Genomic DNA, 20,748 nt, shown 5'->3' on the forward strand with positions numbered 1-20,748 from the left:
GGCATCGACCGTCGGCGGCCGGGTACCGGGGGAGGATGCCGCCTGCCGCCACCGTGACCGACCGCGCCGCTGTCGCGGTCAACCGCGCGACCGCCGCCCTGACCCGGCTCCGCCGGGGCCGCCTGCTGCACCCGGCGGGCCGGTCCTTCGCGGGCGAGGTGACCGTCTGGGGTACGCCGGGACCGCCGACCGGGGTACCGCTGCTGGACGACCCGGGTCGCTTCCGGGCGACCGTCCGCCTCTCCAAGGGGGTGCCCACGCCGGGCAGGTGGCCGGACGTGCTGGGGCTGGCCGTGCGGCTGCACCGGGACGCCGGGCAGCCGTTCGACCTGCTGGTCAGTTCCAGCGGGGCCGCACCGGTGCTGCGGCACCTGCCGCTACCGCGGCGGCGCTTCGCCGGGACGTACAGCACGATCATGTCGTTCCGGGCGGGCCGGCGCCGGCTCCTCCTGGCCGCGCTGGCCGACCCGGAGTCGCCCGATCTGGGCCGCAGCCTGGCCGAGGTGGCCGCCGCGGCCCGGACGGAAGCGCCGCGCCTGGTGCTGGCGGTCGCGTCCGCGGTCGGGCCGTGGCGGCCGTTCGGGCAGGTCACCCTCGGCGGGCAGCTCGGCGCCGGGGAGGACGCCGCGCTGGCCTTCGACCCGGTCGGCAACCTGCCGCCGGGGCTGCGGGCGGCAGGCCCCGTCGCCTGGCTGCGGGAGCACACCTACCCGGCCTCCCAGCGGGCGCGCGGCGCCGTGCCTCAGTCGGGGGGCTCGACGGGGGTCACCGTCTGATCGGAGGTACGCCGCTCCAGCACGGTGTCCGGCGCGGCGTTGCGGTCCTCCTCCCGGATGTCCGACTCCTCGAGGATGACCTCGGCCTGTGCCTGCGGGTCCTCGCTGCCGACGGCCGCCTCCTCGGGCAGCAGGTGCGCGCGGGACTCGACCCGTTCCTGGTCGTTCTGCTCCTCACTCATGCCCGCCCACATACCCCGCCGGGTGGACAGGCACGCCCACATGATCGCGACCATCCGCGGTGACCTCCCCCCGTCGCGGGGTCAACGCCGGCCGGGCGCGACCGTGGCGCGGCGGGGGGTGGGCCGCGCTCAAAGCGGAAGGGGCAGGAATCGAAGTTACCGCCAGAGGCATCGATGGGGATGAACGTTAGGCGAGTGTTTCCCGACGACCGGGTGGACCTTCCCGGGCCGTCGGGTACGCTGGACGGCGTGACGCGTTCGTATCGATGGTTTAGGCAGCCGGCTCGCACGCCGGTGACTTCACCATGATCTGACGTCACCGCCATCGAGCCGGCCGGGCAGGAGCTTTCGTTCCTGCCCTTTTGCGTACGAGCAGCCGGCTCGTACCCGGGCACCGGCCCCGGGGCACGGTCGGCGGAAGGATGCCCACCGTGACGACCCCGGAGACCGATCGGGTCAGCGATCAGCGGATCGACCGTGTCGTGCCGCTGACCACCCCGGCCCTGCTGCACCACGAGCTGCCCCTGGACGACACGCTCGCCTCGGCCGTGCTGGCCGGTCGGCGCGCCGTCGGCCGGGTGCTGGACCGCGCCGACGACCGCCTGCTGGTGGTGGTCGGCCCGTGCTCGGTGCACGACCCGGCCGCCGCGCTCGACTACGCCCACCGGCTGCGCGTCGCCGCCGAAAGGGTCTCCGACGACCTGCTGGTGGTGATGCGGGTCTACTTCGAGAAGCCGCGCTCGACGGTCGGCTGGAAGGGCCTGATCAACGACCCGGGGCTGGACGGCTCCGGTGACGTCAACACCGGCCTGCGTACGGCCCGGGCGCTCCTGCTCGACGTGCTGCGCCTCGGCCTGCCGGTGGGCTGCGAGTTCCTCGACCCGATCACCCCGCAGTACATCGCGGACACGGTGGCGTGGGGCGCGATCGGCGCGCGGACGGTGGAGAGCCAGGTGCACCGGCAGCTCGCCTCCGGCCTGTCTATGCCGATCGGCATGAAGAACCGCCCCGACGGCAGCATCGGCACGGCCGTGGACGCGATCCGCGCCGCCGGCGTGCCGCACGTCTTCCCCGGCATCGACGTCTCCGGCACCCCGGCGATCCTGCACACCCGGGGCAACGCCGACGGACACCTCGTGCTGCGCGGCGGGGGCGGCCGGCCCAACTACGACGCCGAGTCGGTCGCCGGCGCGCTGGAGCTGCTGCGGGCGGCCGGGCTGCCCGAGCGCCTGGTCGTCGACGCGAGCCACGCCAACAGCGGCAAGGACCACCGCAACCAGCCCAGGGTGGCGGCCGACGTGGCCGCTCAGCTCGCCGCCGGGCAGCGCGGCATCGTCGGGATCATGCTGGAGAGCTTCCTGCTTCCCGGCCGCCAGGACCTCGACCCGACCCGCGAGCTGACCTACGGCCAGTCGGTCACCGACGCGTGCATCGGCTGGGAGACCACGGAGGAGGTCCTGACCCACCTGGCCGCCGCCGTCCGCACCCGCCGCCGCACCCCCGCCCCCACGCCCGCCTGACCCACCCACCCGACGTCGATCATGGGGTCGGCGGCGGTCGAGGAGGTCCACCTCGCCGCCGAGCCCGTGGTCGACGCCGGGGGACGGAAAGGACAGCGCCGCCCCCGGGCCTTGTGGGCTCGGGGGCGGCGCTGGCGTCGGTGTGCAGGTCGCCTCTCGGCGAGTGGCGCGACGCGGCTCCAGCCGGACGGAACTCCGCGAGGGCAATATGGGTGAGGCCCGGGGACACTGGACACACCGACACCTCACTCAACCGGCCCCCCGCCGCCGGTGTTCCGGCCCCGACCATGACCGCCGTCACACCCTCCACGTCCCGCCGGGGACTCGTCCGGGACCGAGGCGGCCACCGGTCGCCCGACGGGCCTGCTCGGCGGGTCCGCCGCGCGGGGGCCAGCCGGCGTGGTGACGTTTGACCGATTCGGTCGCGGGTAGCTGAGCCGACGTGACCGACGACGCACCCGTGACCGAAGCGCCCGTGACCGAGGCGGCAGAGGAGCCGGACATCCGGCGCCTCGACGACCTGCTCGAGGACCTCTACCGCGGCCAGGAACGGATCAGCCAGGCGGACATCTACCGCCGCGCCGTCTCCGCGGAGCTTCCCGCGCAGCTCCTCACCCGGATCGCCGCGCTGCCCGAGGGCGAGTACGCGGTCGACGAGGCGGCCGACCTGCTCGGCGGATCGGTCACCTGACGACCCCCGGCAGCCCGTACGGCCGGCTCGTGGCGTCACCGGCGGGCCGGCAGCCTCCCGGCACGGGCGGCCGACGAGGAGTGAGGAGAGCGAGATGTCCCACCACGAGGAGCAGCACAAGAAGCTGCCGGCGCTCGGCCAGCCCCCCGAGGGCACGGACACCCTGCCGGAACCCGACTTCGCCAGCGAGCACGACAGGACCGCCGTGGACCGGGAGGTCATCACCGGCGCGGACGAGGACGAGCGGGAGCCGGAGGCGTCCCGGGGCTGGGCCGGCGAGGACCACGGCACGACCCCGACGTGACCGGGGCACCATCAGACCCGACCGCTGGGGCGGGACGTCGCGAAGGGGGCCGGCACACCGCCGGCCCCCTTCGGGACGTCTCCGCCTCCTCGCGTGCTCAGTCGTCGTCGGCCCCGGGGCCCTCGGCGGCCCGCTGCGCCATCGCGTACGCCATCTGGAGGAAGTCCGAGGCGGCCACGGCGGTCAGCGCGGTCGCGACCAGCCGGGTCAGCCGGGGCGAGAGCACGAGCCCGCCGGTGAGCCCGGTGGCGACCCAGACGGCGAGACAGAACGGGCAGCTCAGCAGCTCCCCTATCGCGTGACGGGTGCCGCTGCCCTGGTCTCGGACCTGCTCCATCACCTCGCCGCTGCCGATCGGCCGGTCGTAGCGGGTGAACGGCGCCCGCAGGGGGCTGGTGACCGCGTCCTTGGCCAGCAGCCGGCTGAGCTTGTGCGTCGCGATGCCGAGCAGCACCACGTCGGCCGTGGCGGGACGGTCGGGCACGTGCTGGCCGGTCGCCCTGACCAGCCCCGCGAGCGCCCCGGTCACCGCGGCGTAGGCACCCATCGACACCAGATAGCCGCCGAGCGGCCGGTGCTCGTGCGGCGCGTACGCCCGGCGTAACCGCGCCACCTTCTCCTTCACGTCGGTCACCCCGGTCTCCCTCGGTTCCTCACGCCGGCCGGCCCGGCTCAGCCGGCCTGGAGGTTGTCGGCCACCTCGCGGGCGAGACTGTCCAACGCCTCCTCGGCCATCCGGTCGGCGTCCGGCCCGCCGGTCAGGTCGAGCCGCGTCCGGGCGCCGCCCGCCAGGGCCGGGTCCACCCGGATCTCGGCGCGCCAGTCCCCGGCGGCGCTCCACCGGGCCCGCAGTTCCTCCACGCTGACCTCCTCCGCCGGGCTGCCGTCGCCACGCAGCGGGTCGGGCAGCCAGGCCGACGCCCGGTCGGGGTCGGTAGCGGTGTTGAACACCACCTCCGGGGGCGCGGACATCCCGCGCTCGGCGTGCGCCATCACGCTTCCCGCAGGCGGCTGGGGTCCACTTCCCGCCCGGGGTGCCGGGCGAGGTACTCGGTCTCGAGTTCGGCCGTGCGCCGCAGGTGGTTGGCGAGCGCGGAGTCGGCCGCGTGCCGCAAGGTGTCCAGCCGGGTGCGGTGCAGGCTGTGCATCTCGCGCATCAGGTCCTCGTCTCCCAGTTCGGCCGGGTCGACGCCGAGCAGCTCGCCGTCGACGTCCGCCTCGCCGGAGGCCGTGTCGTGGACGTGGTCGCCGTCCCACGCGGGCATCCGCTGCTCCGGGCTCCCGAACTCGTCCTGCCGTATCGATCCGGTCATCATCGCCCCCCTGGTCGTTTTGGGCTGGCGTCTAAACGGATGCCCACACCGGGTGGCACCAAACCATTCCCCGCACTACGACACCGCGTCGGAGACCGCGGGCCGCCCCGGTACTCTCGATGCCATGAAGCGGCTCTGGACCCCGGCGTGGATCGCACGCCACGTGGCCATGGTCGTGCTGGTCGTCGGGTTCCTGGGGCTGGGCTGGTGGCAGGTCAGCCGGGCCGCCGCCGGCAACGCGATCAGCTGGGGCTATGCGGTCGAGTGGCCGATCTTCGCCGGCTTCGTGGCGTTCCTGTGGTGGCGTGAGGTCCGGCACACGCTGCGCGGCCCGCAGGCCCCGGCCGACGAGCCGTCGGCCGCTGCCGGGTCGCGGCCGGCCGACGCCCCGGCGCGTCCGGTCGTACGCCGCCCCGTGCGGGTCGCCCGCGTGCCCGCGGCGGCCGTCGACGGCGAGGACGCGGACCTCACCGCCTACAACCGATACCTGAAATGGTTGACCGACAACCCGGGCGCCAAGCCCGGTGACTACCCCGGCTGAGGCCGGGCGCGGAAGGACGGACGAAGGTGGGCGCAGCCCTGACCCGGTACCGCGTGATCGCCTGGATCGTCGGCGTGGCGCTGATCCTGCTGGTCGTCATCGGCATGCCGATGAAGTACGGCTTCGACAACCCGATCCTGGTGGAGACCGTGGGTCAGGCGCACGGCTTCCTCTACATGCTCTACCTGGTGGCCGCCTTCGACCTCTCCCGCCGGGCCGGCTGGCCGCTGAAGCGGATGGTCCTGGTCATGCTGGCCGGCACGGTGCCGTTCGTGTCGTTCTACGCCGAGCGCCGGGTCAGCAACTGGGTGACCGCCGGCCGGGCCGAGCGCACTCCGGAGCCGGTGGCCGGCTGAGCCGAGCTACCGGCGGGGCCGCCACGGGTCCACGGAGGCGATCGGATCCTCCCAGCCGCCGTACCGGTTCATCTCCCGGGCCCGGCGCAGGGCCCGGGTGACCTGGCCGAACTGCCGCTCGTTGTCGCTGCTGAACAGCAGCACGTGCTCGCCGCGCCGCCGACCCCACAGCTCGTACGCCGGCGGTCGCCACCGGTCCCCCACCACGGCGACCAGCACCGGCAGCAGGAAGACGGCACCCAGGATGAGGTACGCCCCGGCGGTGAGCCGTTGCAGCCCGCCGGTGAAGCCGAGCAGGAGCCCGACGCCGCCGAGCATCGCGCCCGTGACCACCACGGCCCGGACGGCGACGCGGTCGTGCGGCCCGCGGCTGGTCTCCAGGTGGGTCAGTTCCGTCACCCGCCAACTGTTGCGTCCGACGGTGAACCGGTCGACCGTCACGATGATCCCGGGTCGGGCGTAGAGCAACGTGTTGCGGCCGCCGGTCGCCCCCGGTGACCGCGTCTGTCGTGTCGTGGCGCCTTGAGGATTCACTGCGCTACCTCCCGCGGCTGCGTGCCGGGGTCGGCTCCCGCCGACGGATCGCATCAATGCCGGTCGACGGGATTCCCGGCTCTGCGGTTCATTGTGTGGCGCACGTGCCAGCCGATACGGCGCTTTTCACCCCACCGCGACGGGCGGCCGGCGGCGGGGCCGCCGGGTAGCGGCCTCCATGTCCGTCTTGTCGGTCATAGCGCCCCAGGCCGCGCCGGCATAAGCCCAGAACGACGAAAGCCTCGTACCACCCGATCGACAACAATCAGCGCCATCGTCCGGCGACAGTGCACGATCGCCGGCACGTACGCCCACCGGCGCGACCGACACAACCCGCCACTTTGCCAACATTCGCCCCGGCTTCAACTGCGGGCGACTCCTGCCCCGGGTTACGTTGTCCGGGCCGGCCGGTCGACCGCCGTCCACCAGGACTGCACCGCCCGGTGTCGCCGGGGGCCTCAGCAGCCCGCGGCGGCGTGCTGGGAGAGGAGCCTTCCGCTCTTGTCGTCCCTCAGGAACACGCTGCGCGCCCTGGTGGTCGCCGCGGTGGCGGCCACGCTGGTCGCGCCCGCGGTGCCGGCCCGGGCCGAACCCTCCCCCGCCGAGCTGACCCGGCGGATCGAGAAGGCCTCCACCGAGCTGGAGCACGTCGTCGAGGCGTACAACAAGCTCCGCGAGGAGATGAAGGCGAACCAGGCCGCCGTGACCCGGGTGCAGGGCCGGATCGGGCCGCTGGAGCAGCAGGCCGAGCGGAGCCGGGCGGACGTCGGCGAGCTGGCGGTGACCGCGTACAAGACCGGCAGCCACCTGTCCACCACCGAGGCGCTGCTGCGTCCCGGGGGCTCCGACACCCTGCTGGACCGGCTGCACATGATCGACCGGCTCACCCGGCAGCGGCAGGAGACCATCGCCACCTTCGCCGACGACCAGCGCCGCCTGCTCGCCGAGAAGACCCGGCTGGACGTCACGCTCGGTCGGCAGGCCGCCCAGGCCCGCGAGCTGACCGCCGCGAAGAAGCGGATCGAGCGCGACCTGGCCGAGCTCTACGAGCTGCGCCGCCAGGCGTACGGCCGGGCCACCGAGAAGCCGGCCGCCCGGCCCGACAGCGCGAACGACGCTCCCGCGGTCTCCGGCCGGGCCGGCGTCGCCGTCCGGTACGCCTACGGCGCGCTCGGCAAGCCGTACGTCTGGGGCGCCGACGGACCGAACGGCTACGACTGCTCGGGCCTGACCTCGGCGGCCTGGCGGGCGGCCGGGAAGTCGCTGCCGCACAACGCCCGCATGCAGTGGGGCGCGGTCGCCCACATCAGCAAGGGCGAGCTGCGCCCCGGTGACCTGGTCTTCTACCGAGGGCTCGGGCACGTCGCGCTCTACGTGGGCGGCGGCCAGGTGATCGACGCGCCGAGCGCGGGGCGCAACGTGCTCAAGCGGGGCATGAACCTGATGCCCATCCAGGGCTACGGCCGGGTGCGCTGACCGCACCCGCAGACGGCGAACGGCCGGCGTCCCCCTATCGGACGCCGGCCGTTCGCCGTCATTCCTACCAGCTCAGGCTGCCTGCAGCCCCTCCGCGCGGGCCAGCTCGCGGAGCCGGCCGAGCGCCTGGATCTCCAGCTGCCGGATCCGCTCCCGGGAGAGCGAGAACCGCGAGGCCACCTCGGTGAGGGAGTGCTCACGGCCGTCCTCCAGCCCGTAGCGGGCCCGCATGATGCCGGCCGACCGGTCGTCGAGGTGGTTGAGCAGGCCCTCGATCCGCTGCCGCTCCAGGCCGGTGAGGACGATCTCCTCCGGCGACGGGGCGTCGCTGTCGGCCACCAGGTCGCCGAGGTTGGTGTCGCCGTCGTCGCCGACCGGGGTGTCCAGCGACACCGTGTCCTGCGACCAGCGGACCAGCTCGTTGACCCGCTCGACGGTGACCCCGAGGGCCGCCGCGATCTGCTCCGGCTCCGGGTCGCTGCCCAGCTCGCGGGTGAGCTGCCGGGCCACGTTGCGCATCCGGTTGACGTCCTCGACCAGGTGCACCGGCAGGCGCACCGTGCGCTCCTGCTGGGCGATCGCCCGGCTGATGGCCTGACGGATCCACCAGGTCGCGTAGGTGGAGAACTTGTAGCCGCGCTCGTAGTCGAACTTCTCGACCGCCCGCACCAGGCCGGTGTTGCCCTCCTGGATCAGGTCCAGCATGGGCATGCCCGAGCGGACGTAGCGGCGGGCGATCGACACGACCAGCCGCAGGTTGGCCCGGATGAACAGGTCCTTGGCCCGCTCACCCTCGGCGACCAGCCGCTCCAGGTCTTCCCGGTCGACATCGGCGGGGACGCGGTCCTCGCCGAGCAGGTGCTCGGCGTAGAGGCCGGCCTCGATGGCCTTGGAGAGGTCGACCTCCTTGGCGGCGTCCAGCAGTGGCGTCCGGGAGATCTCGTGAAGGTAGACGCCGACCAGGTCGCGCTCCTCGGCAACCTCGTCGGTTCGCATGCCGATGTTCTTGTCCACGTTGCCCACGGTCCCCTCGCTCGCGCCGGTTGCCCGGTTCCTTGCCATCCCCACGTCCATCAGCCCTCCCCCGTAACTTCCGCTGTGCCCACCGGTGCTGACACCTACACAACAGATGAGACGCGTCGGGGATTCCATGTCGTGAGTCGAAAGTGTCACGAATGCCTGATAATCCGCTGAGAGCACGATCCACGTTTGCTGTCAGCACCCCGTGTGGCGGCGCTCCGATGGGCACCACGCAGGGTCGGCGGGTCGACGCGTCGCCGTTTCCCCGATACATGGCAACATCGCCCACCCCGGTGGCACAGCGACCCGGCTCACCGCAGCGCTGCGATCCTGGTCACTGCCAGATACGCGCTCGTGGACCGATCGGTTCATCCACGCCCGTGGTAATACCCCACCCCCCGATGAACAATCCGCGCCCCGGATCTATGCCCGGCACGTGACGCAGCTCGCAGGGAGGGGCGAACGGGAAGCGGTGCGGCGGCTGCCGCGGGGTGGGCCCGACGGCGAAAAGGCGCTGTGACGTGGGGGCGGGCGAGGTGCGGGGTGACTCGGGCAACGGGGCTTGATACGGGCGGTCGGGTGAGGTCAGGGGTGACGTGGGGACGGGATGGAGGCGTGGGTGGGCCGAAGGGTGACGGCAGTCAGGAGGCCAGCAGGGCCAGGGCGCCGCGGACCTGGTCGGCGGAGCGGGCGAGGGCGGCCCGCGCGGCCGACACCTCGACCCCGGAGACGAGCGAGACCAGCGCGGTCTTCATGTCGCCGTCGGCCTCGCCGAGGGCCCGCCGGCAGATCTCCTCGGAGCAGCCGGTCGCCTCCATCAGGATCGAGATCATCCGGCCGCGGAGCTTGGCGTTGGTGGCCACCATGTCGATCATCAGGTTCGAGTAGACCCGACCGAGCCGCACCATGACCGCCGTGGAGAAGGTGTTGAGCACCAGCTTCTGCGCGGTGCCCGCCTTCATCCGGGTCGACCCGGTGACGACCTCGGGTCCGGTGTCCACGCCGATGAAGACGTCCACCGACCGGGCGGCCTCCGCCTCCGGGTTGGCACAGAGCAGCACGGTCGAGGCGCCCTTGGCCCGGGACGCGGCGAGCGCCCCCAGGACGTACGGCGTGCGCCCGCTCGCGGCGAGTCCGACCACGAGGTCACCGGCGCGTACGCAGTCGGCGGCCTCGGCCGCCCCGCCCCGGTCGTCGTCCTCGGCGTCCTCGACCGCCCGCCACATGGCCTCCGGCCCGCCCGCGATGTGCGCGCAGAACCAGTGCCGGGGCGAGTTGAAGGTGGGGGCGAGCTCGGCGGCGTCGATCACGCCGAGCCGGCCGGAGGTGCCGGCGCCGAAGTAGTGCACCCGGTGCCCGCCGCGCAGCGCGGCCACCGCCAGGTCCACCGTCGCGGCGATCTCGTCCAGGACGTCCGCGACCGCGCCGGGCACCCGCCGGTCCGCCTCGTTGATCACCGAGAGCACGTCCCGCGTCGACATCAGGTCGAGGTCGACGCTGTGCGGATTGCGCCGCTCCGTCGGCGCGCCGACCCGGATCACCGGCCGGGCCGCCATCGGGGTGGTCACGTCCTGCGGTTCCACCGCGCCGGCCGTCATGCCCGCCTCCGTCCCGAGCCGACCCGGTGCGACTGGACCGCCTCGGCGGTCGCCTCGAGGGCCTTGCGGGCCCGCGACCGGTTGCGCGCCGCCACCCCGACGAAGAGGCAGTCGACGACGGTGAGCTGGGCGAGCCGGCTCGCCATCGCGCCGGAGCGGTAGGTGGTCTCGCGGGCCGCCGTGGTGAGCACGAAGTCGGCGACCTCGGTGATCGGCGAGCGGGGGAAGTTGGTCAGCGCCACCGTGGCGGCGCCCCGGGCCCGGGCCTGCTCCAGCACCTCGACCACGTCGGAGGTGGTGCCGGTGTGCGAGATGCCGACCGCGACGTCGCCCCGGCCGAGCAGCGCGGCCGACGTCAGCGCGGTGTGCACGTCCGGGAAGTAGAAGGCGGTGCGGCCGATCCGGTGCAGCTTCTGCTGGAAGTCCGAGGCGACGAAGCCGCTGGCGCCGGCGCCGTAGACGTCGATCCGGCCCGCGCCCGCGATGGCCTCGACGACCTGCTCGCAGATCGCCGGGTCGAGCTGCTCGGCCGTCTCCTCGACGGCGCGCGCGTCGTTGAACGCGATGGTGGCGATGATCTGGGCGAGGTCGGCGCCGGGCGGGATGTCACCGCCGACGACCCGGGCGTCCGGCGGCTCGACCCGGCGGGCGGCCTCGGCGGCGAGCCGGATCCGCAGCTGCGGGTAGCCGTCCATGCCGACCGACCGGCAGAACCGGATGACGGTCGCCTCGGATGTCTCGGCGGCGGTGGCGAGGTCGGTGATGGTCCGACGCGCGGCGTCGGCCGGGTCGGCGACGACCAGCCGGGCGACCCGCTGCTCGGCCGGCGACAACGACGGGAGCAGGCCGCTGATGTGGACGATCAGTCCACCCGGCTCGTGACTCGCAGAAATCTTCGGACTCTTCGCCACGGATGAAACTTACTTTCATGAGGCGTGAGCGTCAACCATGACTCCACGTGTTGGGGGAAACACCGCCCGCCGGGACCGCCGGATCTGCTCAGGGTGCCACTCCCCCGACGCCGCCGCCTCCCCCGGGAGGGCGGCCCGGCCCCTGCCGGTCGGCCGCCGTCGGCCACCGTCCTCGGAAAGACCATGCCACCTTTCCGCCTTCCACGACGTCCCGCCACCCCGGCGACGCCCCGGGCCCGGGCCGCCCCACGCCTCTCCTCCCGAACGACGTCCCGGCGGGCGACGCCGGGGCCGGGCCGGCACTAGCGTGTGGCGCATGGCGGATCGCAGTGTGCTGGTCACCGGGGGAACGGGCGGACTGGGCGGGGCGGTCACGGCCGCCTTCCTCGACGCGGGGTGGCGGGTGGTCGTACCCGGGCGGGAGCGGCCGGCGGCGACGGAGCCGGCGGCGGGCGGACCGGTCCGACTGGTCGCGGACCTCACCGACCCGGCCGGCGCGGAGCGGGCGGTCGCGGCGGCCGCCGACGATCCCGCGGCGCCGCTGCGGGCGGTGGTCAACCTCGTCGGCGGTTACGCCGGCGGCGGGCTGGTGCACGAGACCCCGGTCGACGAGTTCGACCGGATGCTGACGGTGAACCTGCGACCGACCTGGCTGGTGACCCGGGCGGCGCTGCCTCGCCTGGTCGCGGCCGGCGGTGGCGCGGTGGTCTGCGTGTCCTCCCGTGCGGCCGTCGCCCCCTTCCCCGGCGCCGCCGGCTACGTGACCGCCAAGGCGGCCGTGCTCGCCTTCGCGAACGCGGTGGCCGTGGAGTACCGGGCGGCCGGGGTGCGCTGCAACACGGTGCTGCCGAGCGTCATCGACACCCCGGCGAACCGCGCGGCCCAGCCCACCGCCGACCATTCGCGCTGGGTCACGCCGGCCGAGATCGCGCCGGTGGTCCGCTTCCTCGCCTCCGACGAGTCGGCGCCGACCAGCGGTGCGAGCATCCCGGTCTACGGCCGCGCCTGACCGGCCCGGTCGCCCGCGGCCAGCCGGCCGCCCCCGGGCGGTCAGGCGGTCAGGCGGCCCGCCGCGACCGGCTCGACGGCCGGCGCGGCCACGACGGCGGGGGCGGCCACCACACGGGGCGGGCCATCCCCGTGGGCGGCGTCGAGCCAGCCGGCGAGGTGGCCTCTGATCTGCCGGGACACCTCCTCCGGCGGGCGCCCGGCGTCGACCACCACGAAGGTCGGGTGCTCCGGCAGCGCCCGGTACGCGGCGTCCGCGGCGGTCAGGTACCGCATGCTCTCGTGGTCGGTGCCGCGCTGCTCGATCCGCCGGTACGCCTCGGCCGGATCGACGGTCAGCAGAAAGGTCACCTGCGGCCGCGGGAAGACCCGGTAGCCCACCCGGGCGAGGCGCTCCCAGCGCTGGCCCCCGTGGGCGCGGATGCTCGCGTACTGGCAGGCGGAGTAGCGGTCCATGACCGCGATCCGGCCCGTGGCCAGGCAGCCGAGCAGGGCGGCGGCGATGGCGAGCCAGCGCAGCACGGACTCCACGGCGAGCATGCCGTTGCGCCCGACGAGACGCTGGGCGTCCGGCCGGCCGAGGCGGTGCGCGACGCGGCCGAGCCAGCGGCGCCCGCCCGCGTTGCGGTGGTAGGTGGCGGGGTGCCCCGCCGCGGTGAGCGCGTCGGCGAGCCGGTGCGCCTGGGTGGTCTTGCCCGAGCCGTCGATGCCGATCAGGGCGACGGCGCGCAATCGGGCCCTGCCGCGCCGTGCCTCCGATGATCTGGACACCCTGCACAGGCTATCCGACTCGCGCTCGCGTTGCCGGAGATTTGTACCGTCTGCTCCCGGTTGACCCCACCCGCGCCTCCTGCCAGGTGTGGCCCCCCGGGATGCCGGGTACCGGAGTTGGATCAGCCGCCTACCACCATCGACGGGAGACGCCAATGGCCGAGCGCGGGGACGAGAGCCTGGTGCACACGCTGAAGAAGGTCGCCGCCGTGCTCAAGCAGGAAGACATTCCCTTCGCGCTCGGCGGCAGCTTCGCCGTGTACGCCCACGGCGGCCACTCCAGCGAGCACGACGTCGACTTCCTCATCCGGGAGGTCGACGTGGAACGCGCCCTGGAGGCCCTGGTCGCGGCGGGTTTCACGGCCGAGCGCCCGCCCGAGGACTGGCTGGTCAAGGTCTTCGACGACGGGCGGATGGTCGACCTCATCCACCGGCCCATCGAGACGCCGGTGACCGAGGAGACGTTCGCCGACACGATGGTCCGGCCGGTCGACGCGATCCACATGCCGGTGCTCTCGGCCACCCAGTTGATGGTGCACAAGCTGCTCAGCTTCTCGCAGCACTACTGCGACTTCGCCCGGGGCCTGCCACTCGCCCGTTCGTTGCGGGAGCAGATCGACTGGGAACGGGTACGCAAGGAGACGCAGCACTCGCCGTACGCGGAGGCGTTCCTGGTGCTGCTGGACCGGCTGGACGTGGTGCCGTACTCCGGCACCCCGCAGCGAGAGGGGACACCACCGTGACCGAGCACCGCGACGTCGCCACCGGCCCGCCCGACGAGTACGTCGAGGCGGAGGTGCACCGACTGCTCACCGAGGACCCGGACGTGGCCGAGCAGGGGATCACCGTGGTCCGCCGGGAACGCGGCCTCGTGCTGTACGGCGAGGTGGAGAGCCCGCACCGGCGGGAGGAGATCCTGCGCCGGGTGGCCGAGCGCTTCCCGGACGTGCCGATCACCAGCGACATCGGGGTGATCCGCACGCAGGCGCCCACGGAGATCGAGCAACTGCCCTGAGGAGGTGCCATGGTGATCCGGATCGCCGCCGTGGGCGACGTGCATCTGGACGAGGACGTGGTCGGCCGGTTCCGGCCGGCGCTGGAGGAGCTGCCCGAGCACGCCGACGTACTGCTGCTCGCCGGTGACCTGACCCGGCACGGGACGGAGTCGGAGGCCCGGTGCGTGGCCACCGAGTTCGGCGGGCTGGGCGTGCCGGTGGTGACCGTCCTCGGCAACCACGACCACCAGTGCGACCAGGTGCCGCAGGTGGTCAAGGTGCTGGAGAGCGCCGGGATCAGGGTCCTGGAGGGCGACGGCATCGTGCTGGAGTGCGCCGGCGGCCGGCTGGGCGTCGCCGGGGTGAAGGGATTCGGCGGCGGGTTCGCCGGGCGCTGCGCCAGCGACTTCGGCGAGCCGGAGATGAAGGCGTTCGTCCGGACCACCACCGACAGCGCGGACGCGCTGGCCGCGGCACTGCGGGGGCTGGACTGCGACGTGCTGGTGGCGCTCACCCACTACTCGCCGGTGCCGGACACGCTCGCCGGCGAGCCGCTGGAGATCTACCCGTTCCTGGGGTCGTACCAGCTCGGTCAGGCGATCGACTCGGCGCCGACCGCGCTGGCGTTGCACGGGCACGCGCACGCCGGGAGCGAGCGGGGCACCACGCCCGGCGGGGTACGCGTCCGCAACGTCGCCCACCCCGTGATCAAGCAGGCCTACAGCGTCTTCCACCTGGGCGACCACCTCGATCAACCGCAGGTTTCCCGCGTCGGCGGCTCGGGTACCCAGCAACCATGGAGCTGATTCTCTGGATTCTCGCAGTCGTACTCGTGGTCGCCGGCATCCTCGCGCTGTTCCGCCGGCAGATCCTGTGGGGCATCGTCCTCATCGTGGTGGGCCTGCTGGTCGGGCCGGGTGGTGTGAGCATCTTCAGTTGACGTGGCGGCCGTCCGCCGCCGACCGGGACCCGCCGGGGTCGTCGTGACCGGAACTCCGTCCTCCCGACAGGAGCGTCCGGACCCGACGACCCCGGCGCCGTGCTGTCCGCGGGTGGCCGCCCCGGCGCGTGCCGGGTGACGGGGCCCCGGGCGGTCCCGGGACCCCGTCCCGCGCTCAGCAGCGGGGCACGTTGGGGATGTAGCCGTCGTGGCCGGTGTAGACGTACGCGTCGGCGATGTAGCGTCCGCTACCGATCCGGTCCCAGATCGAACTGGTGCCGTAGGTGCCGGTGACGGTGGTGCCGCTGGTCTGGCAGTAGATGGTCACCCGGGTGCCGTCGGCGACGGTGCCCACCGCCTCGTAGCCGGTGCCGGGGCCGGAGCGGACGGTCAGCGGGGTCCCGCTGGTGTTGACCGTGCCGGAGCCGGTGGTGCTGCCGCAGCCGTTGTCGCTGGTGTAGGTCTTCGTCCCCCAGTAGAGGGCGAGCGCGCCGTTGAAGCGGACCTGGATGTCGTTGCCGTCGAGCCGCTGCTCGTAGTGCAGGTGCGGGCCGGTGGAGCCGCCGGTGCTGCCGACCCAGCCGATCACCTTCCCGTAGCCGACGGTCTGTCCGACGGAGACGTTGAAGCCGTTGAGGTGGGCGTAGTAGGTGGTGTAGCCGCTGCCGTGGTTGATCCGGACGTACTTGCCGTAGCTGGTCCCGCCGAGGTCGGTGACCCGGTCGACGGTGCCCGGCGCGCTGGCCACCACCGGGTCGCCGAGGTCGTCGGTGCGGTTGAAGTCGATCGCGTACGCCGGGCTGTGTCCGGTCCGCGTCTGGCCGGACCAGGACTGCCCGCAGGGGAACGGCACCTTGAACGTCGGCGCGGCCATCGCCGGGGCCGCCGGGAGCAGCGCGCCCACGGCCAGCAGGCCGGTCGCGAGCAGGCTGAGCCATCGCTTACGCATCCAGAACCTCCAATGTTGAAATTCTTCTATACCTACCTCCAGCCTGACAGAAATCGCCACTCCTGAAAAGATGCGGGCGCGTGTCGTGGGAGCGTGCCCACACGGCAACGACAGGGTTTCCGGATTGTTACTCGGTCGTGTCCGGTCTGGGGTGGACCGGGTCGGATGCAAGCGCTTACATGTGTTGATGCCCAATCGGACCGGCGCGCGTTCGATTCCCCCACGCGCCGGCAAGGAAGGAGAACGGCATGGCGTTTGCCAGATCACGCCCGGCTCTCGCGATCGCCGGCGTACTGGGGCTGGCGCTGAGCGTCACCGCCTGCGGCACCGGCAGCGACAAGAAGAGTGACGCCGCGGGTTCCGCGGAGTGCGCCGCATACGAGAAGTACGGCGACAACAAGGGCAAGAAGGTCACGATCTACTCGTCGATCCGGGACATCGAGGCCGACCGCCTGGCGGAGTCCTGGAAGCAGTTCGAGGACTGCACCGGCATCGAGATCGACCACGAGGGCAGCGCCGAGTTCGAGGCGCAGCTCGGCGTCCGGGTCGACGGCGGCAACGCGCCCGACCTCGCGTTCATCCCGCAGCCGGGTCTGCTCAAGCGCTTCGTCGACTCCGGCAAGCTCAAGCCGGTCGGCGCCGACACCAAGAAGATGGCGGAGGAGAACTACCCGGCCGACTGGCTGAAGTACAGCACCGTCAACGGCCAGTTCTACGGCGCCCCGCTCGGCTCGAACGTGAAGTCGTTCGTGTGGTACTCGCCGAAGACCTTCAAGGAGAAGGGCTGGACCGTCCCGAGCACCTGGGACGAGCTGATCGCCCTGAGCGACAAGATCGCGGCGAGCGGCACCAAGCCGTGGTGCGCCGGCATCGAGTCCGGTGACGCCACCGGCTGGCCGGCCACGGACTGGATCGAGGACGTGATGCTGCGGACGCAGACCCCCGAGGTCTACGACCAGTGGACCACCCACGGCATCCCGTTCAACGACCCGAAGGTCGCCGAGGCCGTCGACAAGGCCGGCACCATCCTCAAGAACGAGAAGTACATGAACGGCGGGTACGGCGGCGTGAAGAGCATCGCCACCACCGCCTTCGGCGAGGCCGGCCTCCCGATCACCACCGGCAAGTGCGCGCTGCACCGGCAGGCGTCCTTCTACGCGAACCAGTGGCCGAAGGGCACCAAGGTGGCCGAGGACGGCGACGTCTTCGCCTTCTACTTCCCGGCGATCGACCCCGCCAAGGGCAAGCCGGTGCTGGGCGGCGGCGAGTTCGTCTCGGCCTTCACCGACCGCCCCGAGGTCCAGGCGGTGCAGACCTACCTCGCCTCCGGCGAGTACGCCAACAGCCGCGCCAAGATCGGTGACTGGGTGTCGGCGAACAACAAGCTCGACCTGGCCAACGTCGCCAACCCGATCGACAAGCTCTCCGTCCAGATCCTCCAGGACAAGAGCTCGGTCTTCCGCTTCGACGGCTCCGACCTGATGCCGGCCACGGTCGGCGCGGGGACGTTCTGGAAGGGCATGGTCGACTGGATCAACGGCAAGGACACCGCGACGGTGCTGAACGGCATCGAGAGCAGCTGGAAGTGATCTGAACGGTGGGCCGGTCCGCAGGCGCGGACCGGCCCACCGCTCCGTGACCGAACCCTTATAAGGAGGGTCGATGGAGTTCGACTTCATCGAGGAGAAGGACAAGTTCATCATGCTGGGGTGGGGGCTGTTCGCCTTCGTCCTGGTGGTGGGTGGCCTGCTCCTGCTCCTCGACGTGGTGCCGTCCTGGTTCGCCCGCCGCCGGGAGGCGCAGCTCGTCGCCGTCTCCGCGAGCGGCGCCCCGCTCCCCCGCCGCCGCAAGCCGCGGGAGGGCGTGTTCGCGCTCTTCTTCCTGCTGCCGACGCTGCTGCTGCTGACCGTCGGGCTGGTGGTCCCGGCCATCCGCACCACGATGCTCTCCTTCATGGACGCGGGCAGCAACGACTGGGTGGGGCTGCGCAACTACGGCTGGATGTTCTCGGAGGACTCGATCGTCCGGGTGCTGCTGAACACCTTGATCTGGGTGCTCCTGGTCCCGCTGGTCGCCACCGCGTTCGGCCTGATCTACGCGGTCATGGTGGACAAGGCCCGGTTCGAGGCGGTCGCCAAGTCACTGATCTTCCTGCCGATGGCGATCTCCTTCGTCGGCGCCAGCATCATCTGGAAGTTCGTGTACGCCTACCGCGGCGACGGGCAGGAGCAGATCGGTCTGCTCAACCAGATCGTGGTGAGCCTCGGCGGCGAACCGAAGCAGTGGCTGCTGGAGTCGCCGCTGAACACGCTGCTGCTGATCGTGATCATGGTGTGGATCCAGGCCGGGTTCGCCATGGTGGTGCTCTCCGCCGCCATCAAGGCCATCCCCGCCGACATCGTGGAGGCGGCCCGCCTCGACGGGGTCACCCCGTGGCAGATGTTCTGGCAGATCACCATGCCGAGCATCCGGCCGGCGCTGATCGTGGTCGTGGTGACACTGTCGATCGCCACCCTCAAGGTCTTCGACATCGTCCGGACGGCCACCAACGGCAACTACGACACCAGCGTCATCGCCAACGAGATGTACAACCAGGCGTTCCGGTACGGCCAGAACGGGCAGGGCTCGGCGCTGGCGGTCTTCCTGTTCGTCCTGGTGGTGCCGATCGTGATCTACCAGATCCGCAACCTCCGACAGCAGCGGAAGGGCTGAGATGACCACCGCAACGCCCACCGTCGCCGCCGGCACCCAGAAGACCGACGGCCGCACGTCCACCGCCGCCGCGCGGGTGCGCAAGCGGCTGAACAGCCGCACCGCCACCCTCGTGTCGATCGTCATCGCGGTGCTCTGGACCATCCCGACCTTCGGCCTGTTCATCTCGTCGTTCCGGCCGGAGGACCAGATCAAGACCAGCGGGTGGTGGACCTTCTTCACCGACCCGCAGTTCACCTTCGAGAACTACCAGGAGGTGCTGTTCGGGCGCTCCTCGTCGTCCGGGCAGCTCGCCAGCTACTTCATCAACTCGCTGGCGATCACCATCCCGTCGGTGCTCTTCCCGCTCGCCTTCGCGGCCCTGGCCGCGTACGCGCTGGCCTGGATCAACTTCCGGGGGCGGGACTGGGTGTACATCGCGATCTTCGCGCTGCAGATCGTGCCGTTGCAGATGGCGCTGGTGCCGCTGCTGAAGTTCTTCTCCACCGGGGTCACCGTCGCCGGGGTCACCGTGCTGCCCGCCTGGGACCTGGTCGACGAACAGAAGTTCGCTCAGGTGTGGTTCGCGCACACCTGCTTCGCGCTGCCGTTCGCGGTCTTCCTGCTGCACAACTTCATCTCGCAGCTCCCGGGAGACCTGATGGAGGCCGCCCGGGTTGACGGGGCCACCCACCCGAAGATCTTCCGCACCATCGTCCTGCCGCTGATCACCCCGGCGCTGGCCGCGTTCGGCATCTTCCAGTTCCTCTGGGTCTGGAACGACCTGCTGGTGGCGCTGATCTTCGCCGGTGGCGGCGACGAGACCGCTCCGCTCACCGTCCGGCTGGCCGAGATGGCCGGCACCCGGGGCAACGAGTGGCAGCGGCTCACCGCCGGCGCGTTCGTCTCGATCGTCGTACCGCTGATCGTCTTCCTGTCTCTTCAGCGCTACTTCGTGCGGGGCCTGCTCGCCGGCAGCGTCAAGGGCTGACGCCTCTCCGCCGCCGCCGGGACACCGGCGGCGGCGGAGCCGGCGCGAAGCGGGGGTACCGTGACGAAGATCGATGATGTCGCACGTCTGGCCGGGGTCTCCACGGCCACCGTCTCCAGGGCGCTGCGCGGGCTCCCGGCGGTCTCGGCCGCGACCCGGCGGCGCGTGCTCGCGGCGGCCGAGCAGCTGGAGTACGCCGTCTCGCCGAGCGCCTCGCGGCTGGCCGGCGGGCGCACCGGCACGATCGCGGTCGTGGTCCCGCGGATCACCCGGTGGTTCTTCGCCACCGTCGTGGAGGCCGTCGAGGAGTTCCTCCACCAGTCGGGCTACGACCTGCTGCTGCACAACCTCGGCGGGCGGGAGCAGACCCGACAGCGGGTGCTGAGCGCCGCCAACCTGCACAAGCGGGTGGACGCGATCATGCTGGTCGCCACGCCGCTGCGACCCGCCGACCTGACCGCCCTGACGAAGCTGGCGCTGCCCGGGGTGACCGTCAGCTCCGGCTCGGTCGTGCCGGGCTGGCCCTGCGTACGCATCGACGACGTGGACGCCGCCCGGACCGCCACCCGGTACCTGCTCGACCTGGGCCACCGCCGGATCGCGCACATCTCCGGCGACCCGAAGGACGAGCTGGCCTTCACCACCCACCTCGACCGGCGGCGGGGCTACCGGGAGGCGCTGCGCGACGCCGGCCTCGCCCCGGACCCGGGCCTGGACGTGGAGTCGCAGTTCACCATCGACGGCGGCACGCGCGCCACCGAGGAGCTGCTCCGCCGCGGCGACCCGCCGACGGCGATCTTCGCGGCCTGCGACGAGATGGCGATGGGGGCGATGACGGCGCTGCGGGACGCCGGCCTGCGGGTGCCGCAGGACGTCAGCGTCATCGGCGTCGACGACCACGACCTGGCCCGCGTCGTCGGGCTGAGCACGATCGCCCAGCCCGCGACGGAGCAGGGCCGGCTGGCCGCCCGGATGTTGCTCGACCCGCTCGTCGGCCGGCGGCGGGAGCCGGCCGGCCCCGACGCGGGCGCGGACCTCGCCCCGGGCCGCCGGGCAGCCGGCGACCCGCCGGAGCGGCCCGTGATCCTGCCCACTCGACTGATCGTGCGGGAATCGACCGCGCCGCCCCGGGCACACTGACGGGGACCGCCGATCCCCCGGCACCACGCACCCGACCGTAC

General features: G+C 72.5%; 26 protein-coding genes. 16 read left to right on the forward strand and 10 right to left on the reverse strand.

The window, feature by feature from the left end; translation table 11 throughout:
• Window positions 1–35 precede the first annotated feature (35 nt).
• Window positions 36–776, forward strand: a complete 741-nt coding sequence (locus ACZ6O2_RS17300) for a phosphodiesterase (RefSeq protein ID WP_466023510.1) — start codon at window positions 36–38, stop codon at window positions 774–776.
• Here ACZ6O2_RS17300 and ACZ6O2_RS17305 read toward each other — a convergent pair.
• Window positions 743–958 carry a hypothetical protein gene (locus tag ACZ6O2_RS17305; RefSeq protein ID WP_350708595.1) on the reverse strand — a complete coding sequence of 72 codons (216 nt, stop codon included), beginning with the start codon at window positions 956–958 and terminating at the stop codon, window positions 743–745. The two genes, ACZ6O2_RS17300 and ACZ6O2_RS17305, sit on opposite strands and share 34 nt — an antisense overlap.
• A 422-nt stretch (window positions 959–1,380) precedes the next feature.
• Here ACZ6O2_RS17305 and ACZ6O2_RS17310 point away from each other — a divergent pair, with 422 nt between their 5' ends.
• The 3 genes from ACZ6O2_RS17310 to ACZ6O2_RS17320 all read left to right on the forward strand — a co-directional run bounded on the left by ACZ6O2_RS17310 (window position 1,381) and on the right by ACZ6O2_RS17320 (window position 3,473).
• A complete protein-coding gene (locus ACZ6O2_RS17310) occupies window positions 1,381–2,478 on the forward strand; it encodes a 3-deoxy-7-phosphoheptulonate synthase (protein WP_350708597.1) in 1,098 nt (365 codons plus the stop codon).
• A gap of 442 nt (window positions 2,479–2,920) precedes the next feature.
• Entirely contained in the window at window positions 2,921–3,169 is a 249-nt protein-coding gene (locus tag ACZ6O2_RS17315; protein ID WP_357456040.1) for a hypothetical protein, read from the forward strand.
• 94 nt (window positions 3,170–3,263) lie between these two features.
• Window positions 3,264–3,473, forward strand: coding sequence for a hypothetical protein (locus ACZ6O2_RS17320; protein ID WP_350708601.1), 210 nt, complete (start codon window positions 3,264–3,266; stop codon window positions 3,471–3,473).
• A 97-nt stretch (window positions 3,474–3,570) separates the two neighbouring features.
• On the opposite strand, the gene ACZ6O2_RS17325 is transcribed toward ACZ6O2_RS17320, so the two are convergent.
• The 3 genes from ACZ6O2_RS17325 to ACZ6O2_RS17335 are packed head-to-tail and all read right to left on the reverse strand — an operon-like array spanning window position 3,571 to window position 4,789.
• Window positions 3,571–4,107 (reverse strand): DUF1360 domain-containing protein, encoded by a 537-nt coding sequence (locus tag ACZ6O2_RS17325; protein WP_466023511.1) that lies wholly within the window; start codon window positions 4,105–4,107, stop codon window positions 3,571–3,573.
• Window positions 4,108–4,145: 38 nt separating this feature from the next.
• On the reverse strand, window positions 4,146–4,466 hold the full coding sequence (locus ACZ6O2_RS17330; protein WP_350708605.1) for a hypothetical protein: 321 nt from the start codon (window positions 4,464–4,466) through the stop codon (window positions 4,146–4,148).
• Window positions 4,466–4,789 (reverse strand): DUF6158 family protein, encoded by a 324-nt coding sequence (locus ACZ6O2_RS17335; RefSeq protein WP_350708607.1) that lies wholly within the window; start codon window positions 4,787–4,789, stop codon window positions 4,466–4,468. The genes ACZ6O2_RS17330 and ACZ6O2_RS17335 overlap by 1 nt, the downstream gene beginning before the upstream one ends.
• Window positions 4,790–4,910: 121 nt before the next feature.
• On the opposite strand from ACZ6O2_RS17335, the gene ACZ6O2_RS17340 reads away from it, so the two are divergent.
• Window positions 4,911–5,327, forward strand: coding sequence for a hypothetical protein (locus tag ACZ6O2_RS17340; RefSeq protein WP_466023512.1), 417 nt, complete (start codon window positions 4,911–4,913; stop codon window positions 5,325–5,327).
• Between the two features lie 26 nt (window positions 5,328–5,353).
• Window positions 5,354–5,683: a DUF3817 domain-containing protein gene (locus ACZ6O2_RS17345; protein WP_393110412.1), complete on the forward strand. Its 330-nt coding sequence runs from the start codon at window positions 5,354–5,356 to the stop codon at window positions 5,681–5,683.
• A 6-nt stretch (window positions 5,684–5,689) separates the two neighbouring features.
• On the opposite strand, the gene ACZ6O2_RS17350 is transcribed toward ACZ6O2_RS17345, so the two are convergent.
• The gene (locus tag ACZ6O2_RS17350) at window positions 5,690–6,124 is read right to left on the reverse strand and encodes a DUF6232 family protein (protein WP_357456061.1); all 435 of its coding nucleotides are present in this window, start codon (window positions 6,122–6,124) and stop codon (window positions 5,690–5,692) included.
• 594 nt (window positions 6,125–6,718) lie between these two features.
• Here ACZ6O2_RS17350 and ACZ6O2_RS17355 point away from each other — a divergent pair.
• On the forward strand, window positions 6,719–7,693 hold the full coding sequence (locus ACZ6O2_RS17355; RefSeq protein ID WP_466023513.1) for a C40 family peptidase: 975 nt from the start codon (window positions 6,719–6,721) through the stop codon (window positions 7,691–7,693).
• Between the two features lie 72 nt (window positions 7,694–7,765).
• Here the strand turns inward: ACZ6O2_RS17355 and ACZ6O2_RS17360 are convergent, their stop codons facing one another.
• From ACZ6O2_RS17360 to ACZ6O2_RS17370, 3 genes are all read right to left on the reverse strand, one after another.
• Complete coding sequence (locus ACZ6O2_RS17360) at window positions 7,766–8,755, reverse strand: sigma-70 family RNA polymerase sigma factor (RefSeq protein ID WP_466023514.1); 990 nt, start codon at window positions 8,753–8,755, stop codon at window positions 7,766–7,768.
• A 599-nt stretch (window positions 8,756–9,354) separates the two neighbouring features.
• Window positions 9,355–10,311 (reverse strand): N-acetylmuramic acid 6-phosphate etherase, encoded by a 957-nt coding sequence (murQ, locus tag ACZ6O2_RS17365; protein WP_350708617.1) that lies wholly within the window; start codon window positions 10,309–10,311, stop codon window positions 9,355–9,357.
• On the reverse strand, window positions 10,308–11,222 hold the full coding sequence (locus ACZ6O2_RS17370; protein WP_350708619.1) for a MurR/RpiR family transcriptional regulator: 915 nt from the start codon (window positions 11,220–11,222) through the stop codon (window positions 10,308–10,310). The genes murQ and ACZ6O2_RS17370 overlap by 4 nt, the downstream gene beginning before the upstream one ends.
• A gap of 316 nt (window positions 11,223–11,538) precedes the next feature.
• Here ACZ6O2_RS17370 and ACZ6O2_RS17375 point away from each other — a divergent pair, with 316 nt between their 5' ends.
• Window positions 11,539–12,231: an SDR family NAD(P)-dependent oxidoreductase gene (locus ACZ6O2_RS17375; protein WP_350708621.1), complete on the forward strand. Its 693-nt coding sequence runs from the start codon at window positions 11,539–11,541 to the stop codon at window positions 12,229–12,231.
• A gap of 41 nt (window positions 12,232–12,272) precedes the next feature.
• Here the strand turns inward: ACZ6O2_RS17375 and ACZ6O2_RS17380 are convergent, their stop codons facing one another.
• Window positions 12,273–13,001 carry a dTMP kinase gene (locus ACZ6O2_RS17380; protein WP_466023515.1) on the reverse strand — a complete coding sequence of 243 codons (729 nt, stop codon included), beginning with the start codon at window positions 12,999–13,001 and terminating at the stop codon, window positions 12,273–12,275.
• A gap of 101 nt (window positions 13,002–13,102) precedes the next feature.
• Here ACZ6O2_RS17380 and ACZ6O2_RS17385 point away from each other — a divergent pair, with 101 nt between their 5' ends.
• The 4 genes from ACZ6O2_RS17385 to ACZ6O2_RS17400 are packed head-to-tail and all read left to right on the forward strand — an operon-like array spanning window position 13,103 to window position 14,936.
• Complete coding sequence (locus ACZ6O2_RS17385) at window positions 13,103–13,744, forward strand: nucleotidyltransferase (protein WP_350708625.1); 642 nt, start codon at window positions 13,103–13,105, stop codon at window positions 13,742–13,744.
• The gene (locus tag ACZ6O2_RS17390) at window positions 13,741–14,016 is read left to right on the forward strand and encodes a hypothetical protein (protein ID WP_350708627.1); all 276 of its coding nucleotides are present in this window, start codon (window positions 13,741–13,743) and stop codon (window positions 14,014–14,016) included. The genes ACZ6O2_RS17385 and ACZ6O2_RS17390 overlap by 4 nt, the downstream gene beginning before the upstream one ends.
• A gap of 9 nt (window positions 14,017–14,025) precedes the next feature.
• Window positions 14,026–14,802 (forward strand): metallophosphoesterase family protein, encoded by a 777-nt coding sequence (locus ACZ6O2_RS17395; RefSeq protein ID WP_466023516.1) that lies wholly within the window; start codon window positions 14,026–14,028, stop codon window positions 14,800–14,802.
• Window positions 14,793–14,936: a GPGG-motif small membrane protein gene (locus ACZ6O2_RS17400; protein ID WP_018786997.1), complete on the forward strand. Its 144-nt coding sequence runs from the start codon at window positions 14,793–14,795 to the stop codon at window positions 14,934–14,936. Before ACZ6O2_RS17395 ends, ACZ6O2_RS17400 begins: the two co-directional genes overlap by 10 nt.
• A gap of 175 nt (window positions 14,937–15,111) precedes the next feature.
• Here ACZ6O2_RS17400 and ACZ6O2_RS17405 read toward each other — a convergent pair whose 3' ends face one another.
• Window positions 15,112–15,885 (reverse strand): peptidoglycan DD-metalloendopeptidase family protein, encoded by a 774-nt coding sequence (locus tag ACZ6O2_RS17405; RefSeq protein ID WP_350708631.1) that lies wholly within the window; start codon window positions 15,883–15,885, stop codon window positions 15,112–15,114.
• A 248-nt stretch (window positions 15,886–16,133) separates the two neighbouring features.
• Between ACZ6O2_RS17405 and ACZ6O2_RS17410 the strand changes: the two genes are divergently transcribed.
• The 4 genes from ACZ6O2_RS17410 (at window position 16,134) to ACZ6O2_RS17425 (ending at window position 20,707) form a co-directional block, all read left to right on the forward strand.
• Window positions 16,134–17,474 carry an ABC transporter substrate-binding protein gene (locus ACZ6O2_RS17410; RefSeq protein ID WP_466023517.1) on the forward strand — a complete coding sequence of 447 codons (1,341 nt, stop codon included), beginning with the start codon at window positions 16,134–16,136 and terminating at the stop codon, window positions 17,472–17,474.
• A gap of 73 nt (window positions 17,475–17,547) precedes the next feature.
• On the forward strand, window positions 17,548–18,597 hold the full coding sequence (locus ACZ6O2_RS17415) for a carbohydrate ABC transporter permease (protein ID WP_466023518.1): 1,050 nt from the start codon (window positions 17,548–17,550) through the stop codon (window positions 18,595–18,597).
• 1 nt (window position 18,598) lies between these two features.
• Window positions 18,599–19,567, forward strand: a complete 969-nt coding sequence (locus ACZ6O2_RS17420; RefSeq protein ID WP_350708637.1) for a carbohydrate ABC transporter permease — start codon at window positions 18,599–18,601, stop codon at window positions 19,565–19,567.
• Between the two features lie 60 nt (window positions 19,568–19,627).
• Window positions 19,628–20,707, forward strand: a complete 1,080-nt coding sequence (locus tag ACZ6O2_RS17425; protein WP_466023519.1) for a LacI family DNA-binding transcriptional regulator — start codon at window positions 19,628–19,630, stop codon at window positions 20,705–20,707.
• The last annotated feature ends 41 nt before the right edge of the window (window positions 20,708–20,748 follow it).

It is taken from the genome of Micromonospora sp. NPDC048040, assembly GCF_055587185.1.

What these genes read in the sequence shown, in the direction of transcription:
- ACZ6O2_RS17375 (WP_350708621.1), top strand. Translation starts at nt 11,539, where the DNA reads ATGGCGGATCGCAGTGTGCTGGTCACCGGGGGAACGGGCGGACTGGGC.
- ACZ6O2_RS17385 (WP_350708625.1), top strand. Translation starts at nt 13,103, where the DNA reads ATGCCGGGTACCGGAGTTGGATCAGCCGCCTACCACCATCGACGGGAG.
- ACZ6O2_RS17420 (WP_350708637.1), top strand. Translation starts at nt 18,599, where the DNA reads ATGACCACCGCAACGCCCACCGTCGCCGCCGGCACCCAGAAGACCGAC.
- ACZ6O2_RS17395 (WP_466023516.1), top strand. Translation starts at nt 14,026, where the DNA reads ATGGTGATCCGGATCGCCGCCGTGGGCGACGTGCATCTGGACGAGGAC.
- ACZ6O2_RS17300 (WP_466023510.1), top strand. Translation starts at nt 36, where the DNA reads ATGCCGCCTGCCGCCACCGTGACCGACCGCGCCGCTGTCGCGGTCAAC.
- ACZ6O2_RS17335 (WP_350708607.1), bottom strand. Translation starts at nt 4,789, where the DNA reads ATGATGACCGGATCGATACGGCAGGACGAGTTCGGGAGCCCGGAGCAG.
- ACZ6O2_RS17400 (WP_018786997.1), top strand. Translation starts at nt 14,793, where the DNA reads ATGGAGCTGATTCTCTGGATTCTCGCAGTCGTACTCGTGGTCGCCGGC.
- ACZ6O2_RS17360 (WP_466023514.1), bottom strand. Translation starts at nt 8,755, where the DNA reads ATGGCAAGGAACCGGGCAACCGGCGCGAGCGAGGGGACCGTGGGCAAC.
- ACZ6O2_RS17320 (WP_350708601.1), top strand. Translation starts at nt 3,264, where the DNA reads ATGTCCCACCACGAGGAGCAGCACAAGAAGCTGCCGGCGCTCGGCCAG.
- ACZ6O2_RS17310 (WP_350708597.1), top strand. Translation starts at nt 1,381, where the DNA reads ATGCCCACCGTGACGACCCCGGAGACCGATCGGGTCAGCGATCAGCGG.
- ACZ6O2_RS17340 (WP_466023512.1), top strand. Translation starts at nt 4,911, where the DNA reads ATGAAGCGGCTCTGGACCCCGGCGTGGATCGCACGCCACGTGGCCATG.
- ACZ6O2_RS17330 (WP_350708605.1), bottom strand. Translation starts at nt 4,466, where the DNA reads ATGGCGCACGCCGAGCGCGGGATGTCCGCGCCCCCGGAGGTGGTGTTC.
- ACZ6O2_RS17415 (WP_466023518.1), top strand. Translation starts at nt 17,548, where the DNA reads ATGGAGTTCGACTTCATCGAGGAGAAGGACAAGTTCATCATGCTGGGG.
- ACZ6O2_RS17305 (WP_350708595.1), bottom strand. Translation starts at nt 958, where the DNA reads ATGAGTGAGGAGCAGAACGACCAGGAACGGGTCGAGTCCCGCGCGCAC.
- ACZ6O2_RS17405 (WP_350708631.1), bottom strand. Translation starts at nt 15,885, where the DNA reads ATGCGTAAGCGATGGCTCAGCCTGCTCGCGACCGGCCTGCTGGCCGTG.
- murQ (WP_350708617.1), bottom strand. Translation starts at nt 10,311, where the DNA reads ATGACGGCCGGCGCGGTGGAACCGCAGGACGTGACCACCCCGATGGCG.
- ACZ6O2_RS17410 (WP_466023517.1), top strand. Translation starts at nt 16,134, where the DNA reads ATGGCGTTTGCCAGATCACGCCCGGCTCTCGCGATCGCCGGCGTACTG.